The organism is Acidovorax sp. Root70, assembly GCF_001428225.1.
Lineage (GTDB): Bacteria > Pseudomonadota > Gammaproteobacteria > Burkholderiales > Burkholderiaceae_C > Acidovorax.
The window spans coordinates 20,392-43,491 of record NZ_LMHQ01000008.1 but is presented as its reverse complement, the minus strand read 5'-3'; the positions used below and the strand labels follow the sequence as shown (position 1 = coordinate 43,491).

The window sequence follows — 23,100 nt, the reverse complement described above, 5'->3', positions numbered from 1 at the left end:
CGTGCGCATCTGCGGACTCGGGCGGTCTGCCGCGTTGCAAATGCTCGCAATAGCTAAGGCTATTGCTGCGCTTTGCGCCTTGCAGCCCATCCCGATCCGCAGCGCGCACTTACCGCTCGATTCGTGCAGAGGAACCCTGGCGCCTTGCAGGGTAGGGCCGCGCGCGGTGTTTATCAATATGCTATCCAATTGATAGCTGATGGCGCATATTCCACTTGCGCATGCGCCGCTTTTGGCTTGAAAACCGGGGCCAGGGGCTCCTGGGTGCCCTGCGGCGCTGCCTGGGCTGGGTGTCAACGCCCTTCGTCCACCGCCTCGCGCCAGTCCCGCGCTGACATCCCCAGCTTTTGCGCAAACACGCGCGACAGCGCTGAGGGGTTGGCATAGCCCAGTTCGTGAGCGATGGACTTGAGCGACCGGCCCGCGCGCAGGTGGGCCTGTGCCAGCGTCAGCCGCCAGTGCGCGAGGTAGTCGGCTGGCGTGTCCCCCAACACGGCCTTGAAGCGTGCGGCAAACGCGCTGCGCGACATGCCCGCCTGCTGCGCCATCTGCGCCAGGCTCCATGGGTCGCCGGGCGTCTCGTGCAGGGCCGTGAGGGCGCGCGAGAGTTGCGGGTCGGCCAGGCCCGTCAGCAAGCCAGGGGGCATCTGCGCCTGCCGCGAGTGGTCCAGCAGCCAGCGCAGCAGCTGCAGCAGCACCACTTCAAACAAGCGGTCAGCCAGCACGCGGTGGCCGCAGCGCAGGCGGTCGGTTTCGGCAAACAGCAAGTCCAGCGACTGCTGCAGCCCGTCCACCGCGCCCAGCGGCAGCACCACCAGCGGGGGCAGGGCGCGCGCCAGCGGGTGGCTGGCGCCGCCATCAAAGTCCAGCGCAGCGCAGGTGAAGTCCGAACCCTCGGTGGGCGCGTTGTGAAAGAAGTGCTCCAGCGGCCGGGCATAGAACAGCAGGCTGGGCTCGCACACCTGAAGCCGCTCGGGCGGGCCCGCCTGGGGCTGGTGCGTGACCACCATCTCGCCCCGGCGCAGCACATGCAAAAAGCCCCGGCCCGGCGCCGCCGCAAAGTGCGTCACGCCGCACAGCGGCCCGTTGTGAAACAGGTGCGCACGCACCCGAAACCGTTCCAGCAGTGGGGACAACCGGTCGAGCGGGGTGGAGGCCTGCGCGGGTGTGGGAGCGCTTGGCGGCATGGTTTGGATGATTTGGTATGAATTATGGATTTTATGTGCCAAATGGTACTCAATGGCGCCGGACACTGCAGGGGTGCCGAGAACAGGCACAAGTTCTCACCAACCCTTCATGACCTTCAAGGAACACACCATGTCCGCTACTTCTTCCTCCGTCGCCCGCGTCCCCCTCGTTGACCGTACCGCCGCCACCGGCACTGTGCGCGCTGTGCTCGACCAGGTCCACGGAGCCTTTGGCGCCACGCCCAACATGTTCCGCGCTGTGGCCAATTCGCCCGCCGCGCTGCAAAGCATGTGGGGCGCGTTTGGTGCGCTGGGCGGCGGCGTGATCGGCGCCGCCCTGGGCGAGCAGATCGCCGTGGCCGTGGCCAACCGCAATGCCTGCGACTACTGCCTGGCCGCCCACACCGCACTGGGCCGCAAGGCGGGCGTGAGTGGCGAGGCCCTGGCCGCCGCGCAGGCGGGCGAGTCGGCCGACCCGCGCACGGCGGCCGTGCTGCGCTTTGTGCTGCAACTCGTCAACGAACGCGGCCAGGTCGATGCGGCCGATGTGCAGGCCCTGCGCGACCAGGGTGTGAACGACGAGCAGATCGTCGAGATCGTGGCCCACGTGGCGCTCAACCTTTTCACCAACTACGTGAACGTGGCGCTGGCCGTGCCGGTGGACTTCCCCGGCGTCAAGCTGCGCCCGGCGCGCTGAACGAGGGGGCGGCGCGCGTCTGGCCGGTGGGCCGGATGCGCGCCGCTTCTGTTGCTGCGGCTCGCGCAGTCCTGTGGCGACGCAATCGCAGGCAGCCTTGGCGAAAACCCATGCATGCGTTTTCTGCACGCATCACCGGCTGCAAAGTCGTTTGTCAGCCCGGCAGGCCTGCTGCACCATGGCCGCTCCCTTGCTACTCACCCGAAGGAAGCCGCCCCATGACCCCCGCCCGCGACGCGCACGCCATCGACACCCTGCCACGCCTGGAGGCCCTGCTGGGCCCGCTGAGCGATGCCTCCGTCCACAAAGAGCTGCCCTATATGCACCCTGCCTACCGCGCCATGATCGCGGCATCGCCCTTTGCCGTGCTGGCCACCACCGGCCCCGGCGGGCTGGACGCCTCGCCGCGCGGCGACCCCGCCGGCTTTGTGCAACTGCTGGACGACAAAACCTTGCTGCTGCCCGAGCGCCGTGGCAACAACCGCGCCGACAGCTTGCGCAACATCGTGGCCGACCCGCGCGTGGCGCTGCTGTTTCTTATCCCCGGCGTGGGCGAGACGCTGCGCGTCAACGGCCACGCGCGCATCAGCGTCGCGCCCGACCTGCTGGCGCGTTTTGTGGTCAACGGCCAGCCCCCCAAATGTGTGATCGTGGTCGATGTGCAGGCGGTGTACTTCCAGTGCGCCCGCGCCATCCAGCGCTCGCGCCTGTGGGATGCCGTGCCGCCCGGCACCGCACGCCCGGTGCCTACCCCGGGGGCCATCCTGGCGTCCATCACGCAGGGCGAGTTTGACGGTGTGACCTACGACCGCGAACTGCCAGCGCGCCAGCAGGCCACGCTGTATTGAACGGGCCCTGCGATCCGCCGCCACAGCGCTGCCCTCGCCGCCAGCGCACACAATGGCGGCTGGGTGCGCAGGGCTTGCGCTTCATGGGCTCATAGGCCGAACACGCAGATGCTTAAGGAGCGTGGGGCTCCGTGGGGCTTGAAGCCAGCCCCCGCGCACGTTCACACCAAGTGAGGGGGAGACATGGATTCCGTGCTGTTGATCGTGGCCCTGGGCGCAGTGGCCGCCGGGTTTGTGCAGGGCCTGTCGGGCTTTGGCTTTGGCATGGTGGCCATGTCGTTCTGGGCCTGGACGCTGGAGCCCCGCCTGGCCGCCCTGCTGGCCGTGTGCGGCGCGCTCACCGGCCAGCTGGTGGCGGCGGCCACGGTGCGCCGGGGTTTTGACGGGGCGCGCCTGCTGCCCTTTGTGCTGGGTGGCCTGGTGGGCATCCCCATCGGGGTGGCCGTGTTGCCCCGGCTGGACATGGACGCGTTCAAGGTCATCCTGGGCACGCTGCTGGTGCTGTGGTGCCCGGCGATGCTGATGGCCAAGAATCTGCCCCGCATCACCCGTGGCGGCCGCGTGGCCGACGCGCTGGTGGGCATGGCGGGCGGCGTGATGGGCGGGCTGGGCGGCTTCACCGGCGTGCTGCCCACGCTGTGGTGCACCTTGCGCGGGCTGGACAAGGACGTGCAGCGCGCCGTCATCCAGAACTTCAACCTGGCCATGCTGCTGGTGACCTTCATCACCTACCTGGCCACCGGCCTAGTCACCCGCGAGGCGCTGCCACTGCTGGCCATCGTGTTGCCCGCCATGCTGGTGCCTGTGCTGCTGGGTGCGCGTCTGTACCACGGTATCAGCGATGTGCGGTTCCGGCAGATCGTGCTGGGCATGTTGACTTTGTCGGGCGTGGCGATGTTGGTGGCCAGTCTGCCCAGGGTGCTGGTGCGGCTGGCGTAGGGTTCCATGCGCGTGGGCCGCCCCCGGTGGCCATCCTGTTGTCGACTTGCCGCACATGCCCCGCTACATTGCGAGGTGCATGGAGCAAAAAGATGACACCACGCGGCCACCGGACGCGAACGACCGTCTTGAGGCCGGGGCGCCGCGTCGCCGCTATCGCCTCGCCACGCCGCTGAGCCTGGCGATTGCGCTGGGCTGCATCGTTGCCGTGGCGGGCCTCTGGCTGGTCACGCTGCAGCGCGTGGCGTTCGAGCGCGAGCAGGCTGTGGCCTCGGCCATGCAGTCCAACGCCAACCTGGCGATTGCCTTCGAGCAGCAGGTGTTCCGCACCCTCAAGGCGGCCGAACAGGTGGCCGCCTTTGTGCGCGAGCAATACCTGCAGCAGGGCACCGACATCGACCTGCGCGACTGGGTGGCGCGGGGGGTGGTCCGCGAGCCCATGTTCACCATCATCAGCGTGGTCAACGACCAAGGCGACATCGTCAGCAGCAGCCAGGAGACCGGGGCCGTCAACTACAGCGACCGCGCCTTTTTCAAGGCGCTGCGGGCCAGCGATCGCGATGACCTGTTTGTGAGCGAGCCCGTGCTGGGCCGTGTGTCGGGGCAGTGGCGCATTCCGATGGCGCTGCGCATCGTAAGCGAGGGGGGGCGCTTTGGCGGCGTGGTGGTGATGTCGGTGGACCCAACGAACTTCACCGACTTTTACCGCCAGGCCGACCTGGGCGCGCAGGGGCTGCTGGAACTGGCGGGGCTGGACGGTGTGGTGCGCGGCCGCAAGGCGGGGGGCCAAATCAGCTTTGGCGCCGATGCGCGGGGCCTGCCCTGGTTTCAGCACCGCACGCAGGACCCCGAAGGCGAACTGATCGATGACGCAGGCGCGGTGGACGGTGTACCGCGCATCCTCAGCTACCGCAGCATGGCGGGCTACCCGCTGATGGTGACGGTGGGTTCAGCTTCGGATGAGGTGCTGGCGCCGGTGATGCAGCGGCGCGTTGACTACCTTGTTCTGGCTGCGGCTGCCAGCGTGGCGCTGCTGTGTTTTGGCGCGCTGCTCATCGTGGTGCTGGCGCGTCAGCGGGCCGTGGCCGATGCCCTGGAGTCCAGCGAAGGGCTTTTCCGCGCCACCTTCCACCAGGCGGCCACCGGTATCGCCCACATCACGCCCGAAGGCCGCATCCTGCGCGCCAACGACAAGTTCTGCCGCATGCTGGGCTATTCGCTGGAGGAGCTGCGCCAGCGCGACCTGTTTGCACTGAGCGACGAGGGCGAGCGCGAAGCCCTGCGCCGCTTTCTGGTGCGGCGCCTGGTGGCCCACTCGCCCGTGTTCTCTCCCGAAATGGAAAAGGCCTACCGGCGCAAGGATGGCGGCCTGTTGTGGGTGTATGAAGCGCTGGGCCTCGTCAAAGACGCCCAGGGTCACCCGGACTTTCTGGTGGTGGTGACGCAGGACATCAGCGCACGCAAGGAGCTGGAGATGCGCCTGTCGCACGACGCGCTGCACGACGCGCTCACGGGCTTGTCCAACCGCGTGATGTTCCACGACCGCCTGGCGCGGGTGCTTGAAACTGCCCGGCGCCACGGGCGGCACGCCGCCATTCTCTATGTGGATCTGGACGGGTTCAAGTCCGTCAACGACCAGTGGGGCCATGCGGCAGGCGACCTGTTGCTGCAGCAGGTGGCCCGGCGGCTGGAAGACTGCGTGCGCGCCGAAGACACTGTGGCGCGCCTGGGTGGGGACGAGTTCGGCATCGTGCTGGCCACCATCGAGCGGGCAGACCACTGCGAGGTCGTGGCCGGCAAGGTGCTGTCTGCGATGGACCAGCCTTTTGTGCTGGAGGGGACTGTTGCGCACATCTCGGCCAGTGTGGGTGCGGCGCTTTACCCGCGCCATGGCGCCGATGCCGATGCACTGCTGGCCCAGGCCGATGCCGCGATGTATGCGGCCAAGCAGGCGGGCAAGAACCGGTTCAGCATCGATACCGCACTGAGCTCACTGGCCGATGGGGGTGTTTCAGGTCCGGCGGGCTGATGAGAAGCCAGCCATCGAGGGATGGCTCTGGTGTTCTGCTCCTCATTGGGGAGCGTTGAGCGCTTTATCTATTGGCGCTAGCGGCCTGTTTTGTTCATATCACCGCGTCATGATCGGAAAGTCGCGCGCCGGCTTGTCCAGCATGCCGATCAGTTGCCGCAGGGCCTGCGTATCGCCTTCCATGCGCAGTGCGCCAGAGGCCACCAGCTCCTGCGGTGTGGCCTGTCCATTCATCAGGCGCAGGAAGGCGGGTTTGGTGAGCAGCAGCGTGGCGTCGGCGGGCCAGGGTGGTGTGCCCGGGCGGTGGTGCAGCACTGCATTCTCAATCCACAGACCATGGTTTTCTTTGGCATCAGTGAAGCGCAGAGCCACGGCCAGGCGCACGCCGTCCGCACGCGGGCCGTTGAGCGAGGCGGCCATTGCATCGAGGAACTGCGGGATGGGTGTCTGCATCAGCATGTCGGCCACCGCAGCGCGCGGGCCCGAAGCGCTGCGCTGTGCTGTGCCAGAACGCAGTTCCTGTGCGCCGGTCAGATAGAAGTTGCGCCAGGGCGCGGATTCAGCGGTGTAGCCCATCTGCTCAAAGCTGCGCGCCATGAGGTCACGCGCGGCAGTGTGGCCGCCATCGGCCAGCAGCACATGGCGCAATAGTTCGGCCGCCCAGCGGTAGTCGCCCGCGTCAAATGCTTGGCGCGCGGCCGCCACCGCAGCATCCACGCCGCCCGCCAGGGCCACGTAGCGGCGCGCGGCCTCCACAGGCGGCAGGGGGTCGAGCGTGGCGGGGTGCGCGTCGAACCAGCCCAGATAGAACTGCGCCACCGCGCGCACGTTGTGCTTGACGGTGCCGTAGTACCCGCGCGATGCCCACTGCGCCGCCAGCGTAGAAGGCAGTTGCACGGCATCGGCGATCTCGCCGGGCGTCAGCCCGGCGTTCAGCAGGCGCACCGTCTGGTCATGCAGGTAGCGATAGGTGTCCCGTTGCGTGGTCAAGAAGGTGTCGATGCGCTCGCGGCTCCACACGGGCCAGCCGTGCTGCAGGAAGACCACATCCGCACGACTGGCATGCGCAATGGTGCTGTCGATGTAGCGCGACCACGCCAGCGCATCGCGCACCTTGGCGCCGCGCAGGGTGTAGAGGTTGTGCAGCGTCTGCGAGACCAGCTCTGCCGCACCGAACGCGCGCAGGTCGGGCAGCTCGAACACCATCTCGGCGGGGGCTTCGGAGCCTGGTACGTTGTGAAACACGAAGCGCACGCCATCAATGTCGAGCGCCTGTGTGGGCTGGTCGATGAGCACGGTGGGCGGCAGGATGCCGATGCGCCCGACCGCCACGGCCATGCCCAGGCCGTTGTCCACCACGCCACGCGCATCGCGTGGCAACTGGCTGCCATACATAAAGCCCGCGCGACGCGACATGGCGGGGCCGAGCAGCACGTTCTCGCTGGTGGCCTCCTCCATGAAGCCCGCGGGCGCCACGATGGGCACGCTGCGTGCCTTGGCGTCCTGCGCGGTCAGCACGCCCAATGCGCCGCCGAAGTGGTCCACATGGCTGTGCGTGAACACCAGGCCCGAGACCGGCTGCGCGCCCAGGTGCTGGCGCGCGAAGGCGAGGGCGGCGGCCGCCGTCTCCTGCGTGGTGAGCGGGTCCACCACGATCCAGCCGGTGCGGCCCTGTATGAGCGTGAGGTTGGCCAGGTCGAACCCGCGCAGCTGCCAGATGCCCTCGCGCACTTGGTACAGGCCGGGTGTCTGGTTCAGGCGCGCATGGCGCCACAGGCTGGGGTGCACGGTGGCGGGGGCTTCGCCCCGCGCAAACTGCAGTGCATCGAAGTCCCACACCACCTGGCCCTGCGCGTTGCGAACCTGGCCACTGGGGCTGGCGATGAGGCCGCGGCGCGCGTCTTCGAAGCTGGCGGGCGCGTTCACGTCCAGAGCGCTTAGGGACGCAGCCTGGCGTGCACGCGTGGCGGCGGTTGCGTCCTGCCGGACATCGGTCACCTGGGCAAATGCTGCAGGTGCCAGGCCGAGCACGAGTGGCAAGGCCAGTGCCGCAAGCAGTGGGATGTTTCGCATAGGGGGAAACCTTTTTGAGATAAAAAGGCCTGAGGCGCACAATTTATATGCGCTGGCAGCTATCAAAATTGAAGTAATGCGTTGCCTGTCATGGACGGGTAGTGCCGGTGCGCGTGGGCCCGTTCACCCGTTCGCGCCGTCACATCGGCTCCAGCCTGATGCGTTTCATCATGGCTTCGGTGAAGCCGATTTCCTTGCCGAAGGCCCGTGTGAAGGTCTCGCCGTCTTGCGGGTTGACCATCCCGCCTTGCTCTTCGAGCGCGCTCACCACGGCGGGCTGGCGCAGGGCGGCTTCGAACGCGGCGCGCACTCGGGATACGACGGCATCGGGCGTGCCGGTGGGCACGGAGACGCCGCCCCAGGAGGTCAGCTCTACCCCGGGCAGGCCAGCCTCGGCCAGCGTGGGCACACTGGGCAGCTTGGGGTTGCGCGCGGGTCCGGTAACGGCCAGTGCGCGCAGCTTGCCCGCCATGATGTTCGAGTACGCAACGGCAGTGATGGGCGCGCCAAACGCCACCTGCTGGCCGAGCACCGCATTGACTATTTCCGACGCACCCTTGTACGGCACATGTGTGGCTTGGGCCTGGCTGACGCTGAGCATCATCTCCACCCCCAGGTGCGAGGGCGTGCCGACGCCGCCCGAGGCGTAGTCCAGCTTGCCGGGCTGCGCGCGCATGCGCGCTAGCAGGTCGGCCATGGAGCGGATGTCGCTTTGCGCATTGACGATGACCACCGTGTCCGAACTGGTGAGCCCGATCACATGGCGGAAGTCCTTGAGGACGTCGTAGCCCGGTTGCCTGTACATGCGCATGCTGGCCGCCATGGGCGAGCCGGCGTAGACCCAGGTGTAGCCGTCAGGCGCTGCCTTGGCTGCCTGACGCGCGCCCAGGTTCCCGCCCGCGCCGCCCTTGTTTTCGATGACCACGGGCTGACCCAGCTCCTTCGACACCGCCTCGGCCACGATGCGGGCCGTGGTGTCAGGGCCCGTGCCGGCGAGGTAGGGCACCACCCACTTGATGGGGCGTGCGGGCCACGGCTCGGCGGCCATGGCGGATGTGCTGGCCAGCAGTGGCAGCAGGATTGCAGCAAGCAGTACGCGGCGGCGCAACGGGGGGATGGGTTGATGGGTCATGTCTTGTCTCCGTGTCATTTTCTGTGAGGGTTGTCGTGGCGCGCTGTGGGCGGCGCAGCCGCTCAGGGGGATGCCATGAGCTCTTTCGCGATGGTGTTGCGCTGGATTTCGCTGGTGCCGGTGAGCACGCGGTACATGCGCAGCATGCGGAACAGGAACTCCACGCGCCGACCCTGCACGATGCCCTCGCCGCCATGGATCTGCACCGCGCGGTCGGCGATGCGAAAGGCCGCCTCCGAGCAGAACAGTTTGGCCATGGACGACTCCGCACGCGGCTCGGCGCCTGCATCAATCGCACGGGCCGTGGCCAGCATCAGCCCGCGTGCGGCGGCCCAGTCGGTCGCCATGTCCGCCAGCATGTGCTGGATGGCCTGGAACTGCCCGATGGCGCGGCCGAACTGGTGGCGCTGCTGCGCGTAGTCGCGCGCATCGCGCAGCGCCACCTGCGCCAGGCCCAGCATGGCCGGGCAGTGCAGCAGGCGGTTCACGCTGATGCGGCCCAGCGCCAACGCCAGGCCGCGCCCGGCCTCACCGATCAGATTGGCGGCGGGCACGCGCGTACCCTCCAGCACGATGTTGCCCGTGCTCGTCTGACCGGCCATGGTCTTGTAGCCCGACTCCACGCGCACGCCGGGCGCATGCAGGTCCACAAAGAAGGCCGTGACCTCGCGCTTTTTCGGGTCGGGGTCGTCGTGTGTGGCGGTGGACGCCATCAGCACTGCGTAGTCGGCAAACGGCGAGCCTGAGATGAAGCGCTTGGTGCCCGTGATGACGTAGTCGTCGCCATCGCGCACGGCGCGCGTCTGCACGTTGCCGGCGTCCGAGCCGGCCTCAGCCTCGGTCAGCGCGAAGCAGATAGCCATCTCGGCCTGCGCCACCGGCAGGATGAACTGCTGCATCTGGTGCGGCGTGGCCATGCGCGCCAGCGCGCCCACGCGTGGCGGGCCACTCAACTCGCCGAATACATGGGGGGCGAATGGCGAGCCGCTGGCGTAAATGGCTTCCTTGACCAGCACATGGTCCAGCGTGGACAGGCCCAGGCCGCCCATCTTTTGCGGCAGCGTCATGCCGTAAAAGCCCAGCGCATGCGAGCGCTTCCATACCAGCTGCAGCAAGGCCTTGTCGGGCGCATGCTCGTGGTCGATGCCATGCTCGCGCGCCAGCGCGGCCAGCTCGCCGTACAGAAACTCGTTGATGCGCGCAATCAGCTCGGCCGCCTGGGGCGAGCCTTCAAAAGGCATGCCGGGAAACAGCGGCGCGGGGAGGGGGGATGTGATGTCGTTGTTCATGTCAGGATTCCTTGTCGTTGGCTGTGACAGCGGGCTCTGGAAACTGGCGCAGGCCCAGACGAGAGACGCCGAGCAAGGGCCGCCCCGCAGCGCCTCAGGGGGATGTACCTAATTCACCATCCGCCCACGCCCTTCCCAGTACGGGGCCTGCACGGCGCGGCGCATCACCTTGCCGTTCGGGTTCTTGGGCAGGGTGGTGACGAACTCGATGCGCCGCGGCCGTTTGAAACCGCCCAGGTGCTGGGCGCAGAACGCGTCGATCGCCGCGGTGGTGTCGGCACCGGCCGCGCGGCCGGGCTTGAGCACCACATGCGCGGCCACGGCCTCGCCCCACTTGTCATCGGGCACAGCGAACACGCAGGCGTCGGCAATGGCGTCGTGCTGGTACAGCACCGCCTCCACCTCCGATGGGTACACGTTGAAGCCGCCACTGATCACCATGTCCTTCTTGCGGTCCACGATGTAGACGTAGCCCTCGTCGTCCATGCGGGCCAGGTCGCCCGTGTGGTAGGCGCCTTCCTTGAGCACTTCTGCCGTCAGCTCGGGGGCGCGCCAGTACCCCGCAAAGATGTCGTCGCCACGCACCACGATTTCACCGATCTCGCCGGTGGCCACGGGCTGGCCGTCGTCGCCCAGGATCTGCACATCGCATTCCAGAAACGGGCGCCCGCACGATGCCAGCCGCTCTGGCCGCGCCGCGCGGGCAAACAGATGGTCTTCCACCGACAGGCCGCACACGCCAGAGGTCGTCTCTCCCGCGCCGTAGCCTTGCTGCAGGATGGGCCCGAACACGTCCATGGCCTGCAGGATGCGCGCGGGCGCCATGGGGGCGGCGCCGTAGCCCAGGCGCAGCAAGTCCGGCAGGGGACGGTACTGGCCCTCCAGCTCGGTCAGCAGCATGTTGATCATGGTGGGCACCATGAAGGTGTGGGTCACGCGGTCGGCCCGCATGTCGGCGATGAAGCGCGGGGGCTCGAAGCCGTTGAACAGGCGGATGGTGACCCCCTGGCACAGCGCCGGCACCATCTGCATGCCCGATGCGTGGGTGATCGGGCCCACCAGCCCCAGGATGTGACCGGGCTGCTGCCCGTCCGAGCGGGTGAGGAACTTGCGCAGCTGCGCAAGGCGGTTGCCGAAGGTCTGCATGGCCGCCTTGAGCACGCCGGACGAGCCCGAGGTGTAGTGCAGCACGGCGACTTCGTCTTCGAACACGGCCACCGGGGCGAACGAGTCGCTAGCCTGGGCCAGTGCCGCTTCGTACCCTGTGGGGCCCGCATCGTCGGTCAGCAGCTGTTGGGGCATGGCGCCGGGCATGCATTGCGCCACATGCGGGCGGATGGTCTCGGCGCGCTCGGTGGTGGTCACGATCAGCGTCGCACCGCTGTTGGCGGCAATGGCGCCGACCTCGGTGGGCGAGAGCCGGGCGTTGAACGGCGCCTTGATCAGCCCGGCCTTGTAGCAGGCGATCTCGATCTCGACGACCTCGACACAGTTGGGCAGGTAGATGCCCACGCGGTCTCCGCGCTCCAGGCCGAGGCCCAGCAAGGCGTTGGCCAGGCGGTTGGTGCGCTGCTCCAGATCGGCATAGGTGATGCTGCGCGAGGGGCTCTTGACCGCCATGCGGCGGGCATGGGCGCGGGCGCTGCGCGCTACCAGCGCGCCGACGTTGGCAACAGCACGGCGATGGATGCCGCTGTGGGGGTTGGGGGTGGCGGTAATGGTTGTCTCCTGGAGTGCAGTCCCCTTTGGCGGGGGCTTGGCCGGACTGTTCCAGAAGACAGGGGTATCAGGGAAATACGGATTGCTGATCGATAGCCATCAATTGAATTGATGATCCGCAGACAGGCAGGTTGTCGGCGCGCTCCGGGAGCTTGCTTCAGAGCTCACTGGCGTCCTTGCCCTCACTGCGCTTGACGACCCATCGAACAGTGGAGCGGGGGGCGGGAACGCGTTGGGCGTAGACCTCCAGATCGCCGCGTGTCCATGCCGCGTAGCTGCCGCTGGGGTCGTTGGCGGCCGTTTCAGGGCCATAACTGGTGCGCCCGAACTGGAGCAGTTCCCCATAGGCAGCAGCGCCGCTGTCTGCCAGTTCGCTGGCATCGGCAACGAATTCCACCCGCCGTAGTTCGCGGCCCGCAAAAAAGAAGGTCTGCGCCCCTTCCAGGCCTGCGACGACGACCGGGGCCAGACGCCATTGGCCGACCAGCCCGCCGGACAGACGTTGTGGCCGTGGTACGTGCGCGATGCCAGGCAAGGCTTGGCGCAAGGCGTCTACTCCCATGCCCAGTTCAACGCCGTCCGGAAGCAGCTGGACAGGCGCATACCCTGCCGAAGGGTTTTGCAAGCGCACGGAGGGGGGGGTGGGCAGGGTGGTTTGCGCCTGCACGAACGCTGTGCAGGTGGCCAGTGCCAAAACGGCGCCCTGGCAAAAGCGCCGCATACGGCGGTTCGGGTCAAGGGGCATGGTTTGGAGGCAAGCGGTGGAACTCATCTTCGGATTTCTTGCCGGTGTGGTCGAGCCGATCCGCTGCCGGCAGGGCCGTGCCATAGCGCTGGGGTGCGGGTGGGCCCCTCTTGGTCGTAGAGGGGCACGTCGGGCTGGATCATGGGGGCGTTGCAGGTTGGACGATCTCTGCGTCCCATCGGCCGGTGATCACCAGGCGTTGGGCCACGGCGGCCAGTGCCTGCAACACTGCTTGCATCACGGCGTCTGTGCCCGAGTCCCGGTCGCGCTCAGGGGAGGTTGCCAGGGTGTAGGTGCGGATCATCTCCGGGTTGACCACCCGCGCTACCAGCCAATCGGAGCCCAAGGAGGGCGTGTCGCTCAAGGCGCACGCGGGGGTGAAGGTAAAGCCTGCGCCGCAGGCGTAGAGCGAGCGAATCACGCGGGCCGAGTCGTGCTCGTGCGCAACGTTCAACGCCGTACCGCGCAGCGTCCCCGCGTCCTCCACCTGCTGGCGGATGGAGAACCGGCGTGATTGCAATACCAGCGGTTGCGCGGCTGCGGCGGCAAAGTCGATGTCAGGGCGCGTGGCTGGCGTCGGTGCTTGCCCGTACGCGGGCGGAGGCTGAAGCAGCGCTCGCACCGAGCCGCTGGAGTCCTGCCCGCAGAAGTACATGAATTCCCGGGCGAAGGGTTGGCACACCAGGCCTTCGGCCTGGTGCGTGTCCACCAGGATCCCGATCTCCGCCCGCCGATCCAGCATGGCCTTTTTGACCATCAGGCTGAGGTCATCGAGTACAAAAACGCGAATGCGCGGGTGGGTGTCTTTCAGGTGCGCGAGCAACGGCCCCATGAGCAGGGACGCCAGCAGAAAAGGCAGGGCGATCGTGATAGAGCCTTCCGGCCCCTGCGGCAGACGCTGAATGCGTTCGCGCATCGCAGACGCGTCGCTCAGCAGGCGCCTAGCATCCTGGTACAGCTGCACGCCGGCCTGTGTTGGAGTGACGCCGATGTGCGAGCGCTCCAGCAATTGCGCGCCCAGCTCTGACTCCAGCTTCTTGATCTGGGCGGTGAGTGCCGGCTGGGCAATGTAGAGGCTGCCAGCCGCCCGCGAGAGGCTGCCGGCCTCGACCACGGCGATGAAGTAGCGCAGGCTTCGGAGATCCATGGGGCAAGAATGTAGCCGGGTCTGTCCTTGGCGCACGCCATGCCCGCCCAGGCGGCAGCGCACTCGGCGTGTAGCCCCTTTGTAGGCCGCGCAGCGCGGCCTTTAGTCGCCCATCACCACGCCCTCACGCCGTGGGTCCGCGCCCCCCAGCCACAGCTTCTTGCCATGTGCCTGCCCGCGGGTGATGGCTTGCAGGCCGCTGGTCATGTTCATCTCGCGCACCTCTGCGCCCCGGGCGCGCAGGGCTTCGACGGTGGCGGGCGGGAAGCGCTTTTCTTCCAGCAGCGTGGGGCCGTTCATCGAGCCGAAGTTGGGCAGGTTGATGGCCTGCTGGGGCATCAGGCCCCAGTTGAAGACGCCATACAGCGTCTTGGCCGTGTAGTGGATGATGGCCGCGCCGCCGGGGCTGCCGCCGCTCATCAGCAGCTCGCCCGTGGCCTTGTCGAACACCAGCGTGGGCGACATGGACGAGCGCGGGCGCTTGCCGGGCTGCACGCGGTTGGCGATGGGCTGGCCTTGCGCGTCGGTGGGGGCAAAGCTGAAGTCGGTGAGTTCGTTGTTGAGCAGGAAGCCTTTCACCATTTGGCGCGCGCCGAATTGGTCTTCGATGGTGGTGGTCATGGCCACGGCGTTGCCAAAGGCATCGACGATGCTGATGTGGCTGGTGCCGTACTCGGGCTGGTCGGGCATGGGGGCGTAGCTGGTCTTCACGGCGCCGGGGTTGCCGGGCTGGGCGACTTTCATGCTTTGCGCGCCGATGAGCTTGGCGCGGTCGGCCAGGTAGGCGGGCGCGAGCAGGCTGGTCCAGCTGCCGGCGGGGGGCTGCACAAAGTCGGGGTCGGCCACGTACTGGGCGCGGTCGGCAAAGGCCAGGCGGGCGGCCTCGGTGTACAGGTGCAGCCAGTCGGCCGATGGGATGCCGTCCTGCAGAGGCTTGGCGGCGGCGTCGGTGTTCTTCAGGATGCCCAGGATCTGCCCGATGGCGATGGCCCCGGAGCTGGGGGGCGGAAAGCCGCACACGCGGTAGTCCTTGCTGGCCACCTGGTAGTCGTGGCACAGCGCATCGCGCTTCTTGGGCTGGTAGCCCGCCAGGTCGGCCAGGCTGAGCTTGCCGGGGTTGGTGGGGTGCTTTTGCACCTTGTCCACGATGGCCTGGGCGATCTCGCCTTCGTGCAGGGCCTTGCTGCCTTCGGCGGCGATGCGGCGCAGCACGGCGGCAAGCTCGGGGTTGCGCAGGTTCACGCCCACATCGCGCGCGTCGCCATCGGCCTTGTAGAAGTAGGCGGCGGCCACGGGGTCCTTCTTGAGATGGGCGTCGGCCTTGACCAGGGTGTTGAGCCGCGCGCTGACCTTGAAGCCGCCCTCGGCCAGCGTGACGGCGGGCTGGAACAGCGTGGCCCAGGGCAGCTTGCCGTGCTGCTTGTGCGCCATCTCCAGCATGCGCACAGTGCCGGGCACACCCACCGAGCGGCCGCCCACCACGCCGTCGTAGAACGGCACGGGTTTGCCGTCGGCGCCCAGGAAGAGTTTTTCATCGGCGGCAGCGGGCGCGGTCTCGCGGCCATCGTAGGCCTCCACCACCTTGCCGTTGCTGTGCAGCAGGAAGGCACCGCCACCGATGCCGCTGGACTGGGGCTCCACCAGCGTCAGCACCATCTGCACGGCAATGGCTGCATCGACGGCGGAGCCGCCGGCCTTGAGGATCTGGTAGCCCGCGTCGGTGGCCAGCGGGTTGGCAGCGGCCACGGCGAACTTCTCGGTGGCCCAGCCCGGTTTTTCGGTGTAGCCGGACGAGCCCTCGGGCTGCGCGGGCACGGTGTAGGCGAACTGGGAGGGAGCGCTGGCGCAGCCCGCCAGGGCCACCAGGGTTGCGAGGGCCGCAGGGGCCAGCAGGTTGCGGCTGAACGGGCGGCGCAGGGGCGACGTGGCAGGCAGGGCAGTGGGTGACATGCGGGTCTCCTGTGGGTGCAAGCAGCGAAGCGGCCATGGTAAGGGGCCTTGCTGCAGCCTGCGAGGGCGTGCCAGGGGGCTGCTGGAGGGGTTTGCGCAGCGATTGAAGGTATTTTGTGGCGGTAGCGCTAGTGCAATATGCCTGAGAAGCTATCAAAAAGATAGTTGTTACCGACCGTCAGCGGCTGTTCTCCGGCCATCTCTGAGCCCTGGTGCGGCGTAGTGACAAGGGGCTCTCGGGCCTGGAGGCTTGCGCCACGCCCTATCAGGCCGCCTGGGGCCCCGCGCGGCCGTCTTCCACCACAAACCGGGCGAGCGTGGATGCGCCGCTGTCAGCGCGCAACGGGTCGTCCACCACGCGCAGCGTGGTGGTCCAGCGCGCGGGGGTGATGTCGGCCAGGCCATAGCCGCGCTGGTCGCAGCGTGCCAGCAGCACATGCGGGTTGTGGCGGACGATGGCGTCCACCTTGGCCTGCGTGGTGCCCGATCGCGAACTGATGGAAGTGCCGCAGAACTCGCTGGCCACCACGGCCGAGTCGGCGCGCGCGGCGTCTGCATGCACGCGGCAGACGTAGTTCTGGTGGATGTCGCCGCCCAGCAGCACCGTATTGCGCGGCGTGTGCCGGGCCACGGATTGCAGCAGGCGCTGGCGTGCGGCGGGGTAGCCGTCCCAGGCATCGGTGGGCACGGTGCCAGAGGGGTAGTGGCGTGGTGAGAACAGGGTCTGCTGTGCAATCACGCTCCAGCGCGTGGCCTGTGCGCTCGCCGTATCGGCGGCCAGGCCTGCGTCCAGCCAGCGCTCTTGCGCGCTGCCCAACAGGCTGCGCTGTGGCTGGGCCAGCTCAGCGCAGTCGGCGGGGCGCACAGCGGGTGCACTGCTGGCGTCGGGCGTGCGGCATGCTTGCCAGCTGCGGTACTGGCGGCTGTCGAGCAGGTGGATGTGCGCCAGCCGGCCCCAGCGCAGGCGGCGGTAGATTTGCAGCGCGTCCCAGCCCGTGGTGGACGCGGGACGCTGAAGGCTGGTCGCGCGCAGGGGCATGTTTTCGTAAAACGCCTGCCACGCCGCGCTGCGCTGGGCCAGAAAGGCGGCGCTGCCCGGGCCCTCACCACGGCCCGCATCGGCGGCGTAGTCGTTTTGCACCTCGTGGTCGTCCCACGTCACGGCCCAGGGGCAGTTGGCATGGGCCAGCTGCAGGGCCGGGTCGCTCTTGTGTAGGGCGTAGCGGTCGCGGTAGTCGGCCAGCGTGGTGGCGTGGCGCAGGCTGTGGGTGCGCGCCAGGTCGGTGGTGGTTTTGGGGGTGGCGTATTCGTAGATGTAGTCGCCCAGGAACAGCACCAGGTCCGGCTGGTCGGCGGCCAGATGGCGCCACGCCGCGTAATGCCCATGCTCCCAGCGCTGGCACGAGGCAAACGCCACCCGCAGCACCCCGGGCAGGTCGCCCGCCGCAGGCGCGGTGCGCGTGCGGCCCGTGGAGCTCACCGCGTCGCCCAGCATGAAGCGGTAGTGGTACCAGCGCGTGGGTTGTAGTCCTTGCAGCTCCACATGCACGCTGTGGCCCAGCGCAGGCAGCGAGGAGGCCTCGCCCTTTTGCACGATCTGGGCAAAGCCTGCGTCGTGCGCCACCTCCCACCGCACGGTGTGGGCCGCCAACATCTGCGCAGGGTCGGTCAGCAAGAGCCGTGTCCACAGCACCACGCCATCGGGTGCCGGGTCGCCGCTGGCGATGCCCAAGGCAAAGGGGTTGCTTTGCAGCGTGGGCGGGGTGCTCCAGGCCCAGCGAGGGAGGGCGGTGGCGGTGGCAGCCAGGGCTGCTTGTCGCAGAAACCTGCGCCTCAATTGCGGAGTCATCGCGGAGTGCTGGGTCGCCGCGCGGCGCTCAAAACTGGCACGGCCCAGGCCAGCGTCACCGCGCAAGGGCCGCCCCGCCGCGCTGGTGGCGTCCCCCCTCTGGGGGGAAGGCGCCGAAGGCGACACAGGGGGGAGGTAGTCAAGCCGCCATCACCCGATTTTTGCCAGAGCGCTTGGCCAGGTACATCGCCTGGTCGGCCCGCACGATGGCATCGGTACTGCTCTCGCTGTCGCCCAGCTGGGCAACGCCCGCACTGAAGGTGATGAGCACTTTCTCGGTACCTTGCAGAAAAAAGCGCGTGGTCAGCTCGCGCTGAAGGCGCGTCATGGCGGTCACGCCGGCCTCGGCCGTGGTGTCGGGCAGCACGATCACGAACTCTTCGCCGCCATAGCGTGCCAGCAGGTCCTGTGGCCGCATGACCTCGCGCGTGACCTGGGCCAGGTGCACCAGCGCAGCGTCGCCCCCGGCATGGCCCAGTCGGTCGTTGATGGTCTTGAAGTTGTCCACGTCCAGCAGCGCCAGGCACAGCGTCGAGCCCAGGCGGCGGGCTCGGGCAATCTCGCGCTCCACCGCCTCATCCAGGCCCTTGCGGTTGAGCGAGCCGGTCAGCGGGTCGTGGCGGGCCTGGGCGCTGGCGCGGTCCAGTTCTTCCTGCAGCTTGGCGACCTCGGCGCGCTTGGCCTCGGTGCGCTCGCGCAGGTCTTGCAGTTCGTCGTGGGCCACGCGGCTGTCCAGGGCCATGGCCCGGGTGGCGGTCATCACCTCCTGCAGCACCGGGGCAATCTCCTGCAGGGTGCTGGCTTTACCAATCAGGTCGGCGCAACGTTCCATCGCACCCTGGTACGAGGTGCTGGACGCGGTGATACGTGCCAGCCGCTCGATGAACGTGGCCAGCATTTCCTTCATCTGCTCCTGTGCCTCCAGCGACCGTGCCTTGGCTTCGGTCTGCTTGAAGATCACATCCTTGAGCCGGCGCTGCACATCGTCCAGCCGTCGCAGCGTCAGCGGCGGGGTCGATGCGCTCATCAGCGCCTCGGCCTGGCCCTGCAGCCAGCGGTCGTCCACGCTGAGCACGGCAATGTTCTCGAAGATCATGTGCAGCAACTCCAGCAGGCTGGTGCGGATGGAAGCCTGCTCTTCGGTGGCAAACGACAGGCGGTAGCTGAAGTTGCCCAGCATGGGCTGCGCGGTGGCCAACAGGGGCGCAGGCTCGCGCAGAAAGGTGACGAGCTTCTGCGCCATGTCGATGACGCGGGGGTCGTCGTCGCCCAGCGCGGGCAGGGTGTTGTCGATCAGGCGGGCCAGGGCCTCGGCAAACTCGGCGGGCAGTTCGCCCAGCGCGGAGGGGGCATCGGCAACTTCGATGGGTTTGGACGCGGTGGCCGGATGCAGGCCCAGGTTGGCATACCCCACCATCACGCTTTGCAGCGATGTCCAGTCCCTGGTGATGATGGCGCGCTCAAATTGTCCCAGCAGGCGCTTTTGGGCGGGTGTCTGGCCGGGCAACACGCGCTGGATGCTGCTCAGCGGTCCCTCGGGAAAGGGTTGCGGGCTGCGGACGCCCGCTATTTCATCGTAGATCGCGAGGTAGTTGTCTGGCGTGGGGGGCAGTCGGCGTGCGGCCAGCTGTTTGAGCGTCTCGCGCGCGATCTCGGAAGGTGGTCGGTCGGCCATGGGCGGGCACCAGTGTCAGGAGGCTGGAATGCGCAAGTGTGACACAGGCAAGGCGCTGCAAGTGCTGGCATACCGGGCCGGGCGGGTGTGCCCGTTAAGAACGTGTAGACGATCCCCTGCGAGATCGCGAACACGTTCTAGGTGGGGCAGGCAGGCCGTCAGTTCACCATGACCAGCTTGCCCATCACCCCGCGCGAACCCATGTGGGCATAGGCCGCGGGCAGTTCAGCCATGGGCATGGTGCGGTCGATCACCGGCTTGATCTTGCCCTGCGCGTACCACTGCGCCAGCTCGCCCATCATGGCGGCGTTGGCCTTGGGCTCGCGCTTGGAAAAATCGCCCCAGAACACGCCGACGATGGACGCGCCCTTGAGTAGTGCCAAGTTGAAAGGAAGCGCCGGGATGGGGCCTGAGGCAAAACCCACCACCAGGTAGCGGCCGCGCCAGGCGATGGAGCGGAAGGCGGGCTCGGCAAAGTCGCCGCCCACGGGGTCATAAATCACGTCGGGGCCCTTGCCGTCCGTGAGGGTCTTGATGGCCTCGCGCAAGTTGTCCTTGCTGTAGTTGATGGTGGCGTCAGCCCCGATGGAGGTGCACAACGCGCACTTTTCGTCGCTGGAGGCGGCTGCAATCACGCGTGCGCCCATGGCCTTGGCGATCTGGATGGCCGAGGTGCCCACGCCACCTGCGGCGCCGAGCACCAACACGGTCTCGCCTGCCTTGAGCTGGGCGCGGTCCACCAGAGCGTGGTGCGACGTGGCATAGATCATGATGAAAGCGGCCGCATCGACATGCGAGAACCCGTCAGGCAGGGGCATGCACAGCGCGGCGGGTGCGACGGTGTGGGTGCCAAAGCCGCCCGTGCCCGACAGGCAGGCCACGTTCTGGCCCACCTTGAGGTGCGTGACGCCTTCGCCCACGGCGGCCACCACACCCGCGTATTCCGAGCCGGGCACAAAGGGCAGCGGCGGCTTCATCTGGTACTTGTTCTGCACGATGAGCAGGTCGGGGAAGTTCAGGCTGGCGGCCTTGATCTCGATGAGCACCTCGCCCGCCTTGGGGGTGGGGGTGGGCAGCTCCGTCCAGGTGAGCGCCTCGACGCCGGTGGGGTTGGTGCAAAGCCAGGCATGCATGGGGAAGTCTCCTGTCGGTCGGTCTTGTCAATGATGGTCCGCATGATAGGTGGGGCGCTGGCGTGCCGGATGTCCCACGAGCGACGGGCCGCTGCGTACCCGAGTCGCCACGCGTGCTCGCCGGTGCGGCAACGGCCTGCCCACCTACAATCCGTTGCAACCTCTCCCCAGACCATGAAGATTCTGATTTCCAATGACGACGGCTTCCAGGCGCCCGGCATCGTGGCGCTGCATGACGCGCTCAAGACCCTCGACGGGGTCGAGGTGGAGGTCGTTGCGCCCGAGCACAACAACAGTGCCAAGTCCAATGCGCTGACACTGCATTCGCCGCTGTACGTGCACAAGGCAGCCAACGGCTTTCGCTACGTGAACGGCACCCCGGCAGACTGCGTGCACATTGCACTCACCGGCTTGCTGGGCTACCGGCCCGATCTGGTGGTGTCGGGCATCAACAATGGCGCCAACATGGGCGACGACACCATCTATTCCGGCACGGTGGGGGCGGCCATGGAGGGGTATCTCTTCGGCATTCCGGCCATTGCGTTCTCGCAGGTGGATAAGGGCTGGGCTGAGCTGGAGGCCGCTGCGGCCAAGGCGCGTGAGCTGGTGGCGCAGATGCGTGCGCAGCAACTGGTCAACGAAACCCCCTGGCTGCTCAACGTGAACATCCCCAACATGCCGCTGGAGGCCTTGCGCCCGGTCAAACTGTGCCGTCTGGGGCGCCGCCACGCAGCAGAACGCGTCATCGTGCAGGAAAGCCCCCGGGGCGAAGCCATGTACTGGATCGGCGGCGCTGGCGCCGCCAAGGACGATGCTGAGGGCACGGACTTCCATGCCACGGCGCAGGGCCATGTGTCTATCACGCCGCTGAAGGTGGACCTGACCGATCACGACAACCTAGGCTACTGGGCGCAGACCGCCGCCCGGTTGGCGACAGGGGCGGCTGCCGCCCCTGGGGCGTGATGCAGCGCCGCCCAGGGTTCCCGGCCAAGCTGCCTGTATCCGGCAACGCCGCAGTGGGCAAGCCGCTGGTGCCGTCCCAGTCCGCCGCTGTGCGCAAGCCAGCCGTCGCCCCAGCACCCGCCGGGGTGGGGCTGGACTCGTCGGCGGTCCGGGCGCGCATGGTGCAAAAGCTGGCGGCGGGCGGCGTCACGTTGGCCCCTGTGCTGCAGGCCATGGGCGCTGTGGAGCGCCACCGTTTTGTGGACAGCGCCCTGGTCAATCAGGCCTACGAGGACACCAGCCTGCCGATAGGGCTGGGCCAGACCATCTCCAAACCCAGTGTGGTGGCGCGCATGTGTGAACTGCTGCTGGGCGCAGAGAGCGCGCGCCAGGGCGGGCTGGGCCGGGTGCTGGAAATTGGTACGGGCTGCGGCTACCAGGCCGCAGTGCTGAGTCTGCTGGCCCGCGAGGTGTATACCTTGGAGCGCCTGCGTGGCCTGCACGACAAGGCGCGTGACAACCTGCGGCCGTTCCGTCTGGCCAATGTGCACCTGATGTTTGGCGACGGCATGCTTGGGTATGCCAAAGGGGCTCCCTATGCAGCCATCATCGCTGCGGCCGGGGGCGATGCCGTGCCGCTGGCTTGGTGCGACCAATTGGCCGTGGGGGGGCGTCTGGTAGCGCCCATGGCGCTGTCCGGTGGGCAGCAAATGTTGCTCGTGATCGACAAAACCCCGCACGGATTGAAACAAAACGTGCTCGAGCCCGTGCATTTTGTCCCCCTAAAATCGGGGATTGCGTAAAGGGAATTGCTTATGTTCGTATCGCGTGGTCTTGTGGTGGGTTTTACCGTGGCAATGGCGGGGCTGGTGCTCTCCGGCTGTGGCACCCGCATGAACAAGGCTCCTGTGGAAGATCGGGGCACCTCTTCGTCGTCCTCGGCTCCGGCGCCCGCAACACAGCCGGGCGTGGTGGTGGGTACCCCCATCAAGCCCCTGCCTGGCGCAGAAAACGCCGGCAAGCCGGGCTACTACACGGTCAAGCCTGGGGATACCCTGATTCGCATTGGCCTGGAGTCCGGGCAAAGCTGGAAAGACATCGCCCGTTGGAATAATCTGGAGAACGCCAACCTGATCGAAGTCGGTCAGGTGCTGCGCGTGCTTCCTCCGTCTGCAGCACCGGCAGCGGTGGCCTCTGAAAGTGGCGTGGTGACGCGCCCGGTCACGTCGTCCTCCGTTGCTCCTGCCAGTGCACCTGCTGCCGCTCCTGCATCGGCGGCCAGCGGCGCCAAGCCAGCCGCCCCTGCCGCGTCGGGCACGGTGGTGGCGGTGGCCCCAGCATCCCCTGCGCCTGCGGCAGCCCCAGCGGGCGAGGATGATCTGGCGTTCATCTGGCCCGCGTCGGGTTCGCTGATCGCGGGTTTTGACGAAGCGCGCAACAAGGGTTTTGATATCTCCGGCAAGGCCGGCGACCCGGTGCTGGCAGCGGCGGATGGCCGCGTGGTGTATGCCGGAGCAGGCCTGCGCGGCTATGGCAACCTGGTCATCCTCAAGCACAACAACACATTCCTGACGGCTTACGCGCACAACCAGTCGTTGTTGGTCAAGGAAGACCAGGCCGTGCGCAAGGGGCAGAAGATTGCCGAGATGGGTAACACCGACGCTGATCGCGTCAAGCTGCACTTTGAAATTCGCCGACAGGGCAAGCCGGTTGATCCCACGCGCTACCTGCCATCGCGTTGAGTCC

Annotated in this window: 18 protein-coding genes; 7 read left to right on the top strand and 11 right to left on the bottom strand. The window is 67.6% G+C overall.

Annotation, left to right across the window (positions count from 1 at the left end):
- Window positions 1–293: 293 nt before the first annotated feature.
- On the bottom strand, window positions 294–1,187 hold the full coding sequence (locus ASD94_RS05800) for an AraC family transcriptional regulator (RefSeq protein WP_056639831.1): 894 nt from the start codon (window positions 1,185–1,187) through the stop codon (window positions 294–296).
- 130 nt (window positions 1,188–1,317) lie between these two features.
- Here ASD94_RS05800 and ASD94_RS05795 point away from each other — a divergent pair, with 130 nt between their 5' ends.
- From ASD94_RS05795 to ASD94_RS05780, 4 genes are all read left to right on the top strand, one after another.
- Window positions 1,318–1,884, top strand: a complete 567-nt coding sequence (locus ASD94_RS05795) for a carboxymuconolactone decarboxylase family protein (protein ID WP_056640097.1) — start codon at window positions 1,318–1,320, stop codon at window positions 1,882–1,884.
- Between the two features lie 218 nt (window positions 1,885–2,102).
- Window positions 2,103–2,732, top strand: a complete 630-nt coding sequence (locus ASD94_RS05790; protein WP_056639828.1) for a pyridoxamine 5'-phosphate oxidase family protein — start codon at window positions 2,103–2,105, stop codon at window positions 2,730–2,732.
- Window positions 2,733–2,915: 183 nt separating this feature from the next.
- A complete protein-coding gene (locus ASD94_RS05785; protein ID WP_056639824.1) occupies window positions 2,916–3,671 on the top strand; it encodes a sulfite exporter TauE/SafE family protein in 756 nt (251 codons plus the stop codon).
- Between the two features lie 79 nt (window positions 3,672–3,750).
- Window positions 3,751–5,700, top strand: a complete 1,950-nt coding sequence (locus ASD94_RS05780) for a diguanylate cyclase domain-containing protein (protein WP_056639821.1) — start codon at window positions 3,751–3,753, stop codon at window positions 5,698–5,700.
- Between the two features lie 99 nt (window positions 5,701–5,799).
- On the opposite strand, the gene ASD94_RS05775 is transcribed toward ASD94_RS05780, so the two are convergent.
- The 10 genes from ASD94_RS05775 to ASD94_RS05730 form a co-directional block, all read right to left on the bottom strand.
- Window positions 5,800–7,773: an alkyl/aryl-sulfatase gene (locus ASD94_RS05775; RefSeq protein ID WP_056639818.1), complete on the bottom strand. Its 1,974-nt coding sequence runs from the start codon at window positions 7,771–7,773 to the stop codon at window positions 5,800–5,802.
- Window positions 7,774–7,912: 139 nt separating this feature from the next.
- Window positions 7,913–8,905 (bottom strand): tripartite tricarboxylate transporter substrate binding protein, encoded by a 993-nt coding sequence (locus ASD94_RS05770; protein ID WP_056639814.1) that lies wholly within the window; start codon window positions 8,903–8,905, stop codon window positions 7,913–7,915.
- A 62-nt stretch (window positions 8,906–8,967) separates the two neighbouring features.
- Window positions 8,968–10,194, bottom strand: a complete 1,227-nt coding sequence (locus ASD94_RS05765) for an acyl-CoA dehydrogenase family protein (protein WP_056639811.1) — start codon at window positions 10,192–10,194, stop codon at window positions 8,968–8,970.
- Window positions 10,195–10,302: 108 nt separating this feature from the next.
- Window positions 10,303–11,814, bottom strand: a complete 1,512-nt coding sequence (locus ASD94_RS05760; protein WP_156391357.1) for an AMP-binding protein — start codon at window positions 11,812–11,814, stop codon at window positions 10,303–10,305.
- Window positions 11,815–12,070: 256 nt separating this feature from the next.
- Complete coding sequence (locus ASD94_RS05755) at window positions 12,071–12,658, bottom strand: hypothetical protein (RefSeq protein ID WP_235510587.1); 588 nt, start codon at window positions 12,656–12,658, stop codon at window positions 12,071–12,073.
- A gap of 139 nt (window positions 12,659–12,797) precedes the next feature.
- Window positions 12,798–13,805, bottom strand: a complete 1,008-nt coding sequence (locus ASD94_RS05750; RefSeq protein WP_056639805.1) for a LysR substrate-binding domain-containing protein — start codon at window positions 13,803–13,805, stop codon at window positions 12,798–12,800.
- Between the two features lie 102 nt (window positions 13,806–13,907).
- Window positions 13,908–15,755 (bottom strand): gamma-glutamyltransferase family protein, encoded by a 1,848-nt coding sequence (locus tag ASD94_RS05745; RefSeq protein ID WP_200954197.1) that lies wholly within the window; start codon window positions 15,753–15,755, stop codon window positions 13,908–13,910.
- A gap of 265 nt (window positions 15,756–16,020) precedes the next feature.
- Window positions 16,021–17,604 (bottom strand): alkaline phosphatase, encoded by a 1,584-nt coding sequence (locus tag ASD94_RS05740; protein WP_056639802.1) that lies wholly within the window; start codon window positions 17,602–17,604, stop codon window positions 16,021–16,023.
- Window positions 17,605–17,743: 139 nt separating this feature from the next.
- Entirely contained in the window at window positions 17,744–19,279 is a 1,536-nt protein-coding gene (locus ASD94_RS05735) for a diguanylate cyclase (RefSeq protein WP_056639798.1), read from the bottom strand.
- 158 nt (window positions 19,280–19,437) lie between these two features.
- The gene (locus tag ASD94_RS05730; RefSeq protein ID WP_056639795.1) at window positions 19,438–20,412 is read right to left on the bottom strand and encodes an NADPH:quinone oxidoreductase family protein; all 975 of its coding nucleotides are present in this window, start codon (window positions 20,410–20,412) and stop codon (window positions 19,438–19,440) included.
- Window positions 20,413–20,586: 174 nt separating this feature from the next.
- On the opposite strand from ASD94_RS05730, the gene surE reads away from it, so the two are divergent.
- From surE to ASD94_RS05715, 3 genes are read left to right on the top strand one after another with little or no spacing between them, the layout of a single operon-like run.
- Window positions 20,587–21,375 (top strand): 5'/3'-nucleotidase SurE, encoded by a 789-nt coding sequence (gene surE / locus ASD94_RS05725; protein ID WP_056639792.1) that lies wholly within the window; start codon window positions 20,587–20,589, stop codon window positions 21,373–21,375.
- Entirely contained in the window at window positions 21,375–22,157 is a 783-nt protein-coding gene (locus ASD94_RS05720; protein ID WP_056639788.1) for a protein-L-isoaspartate(D-aspartate) O-methyltransferase, read from the top strand. Before surE ends, ASD94_RS05720 begins: the two co-directional genes overlap by 1 nt.
- A gap of 12 nt (window positions 22,158–22,169) precedes the next feature.
- Window positions 22,170–23,096, top strand: a complete 927-nt coding sequence (locus ASD94_RS05715; protein ID WP_056639786.1) for a peptidoglycan DD-metalloendopeptidase family protein — start codon at window positions 22,170–22,172, stop codon at window positions 23,094–23,096.
- The last annotated feature ends 4 nt before the right edge of the window (window positions 23,097–23,100 follow it).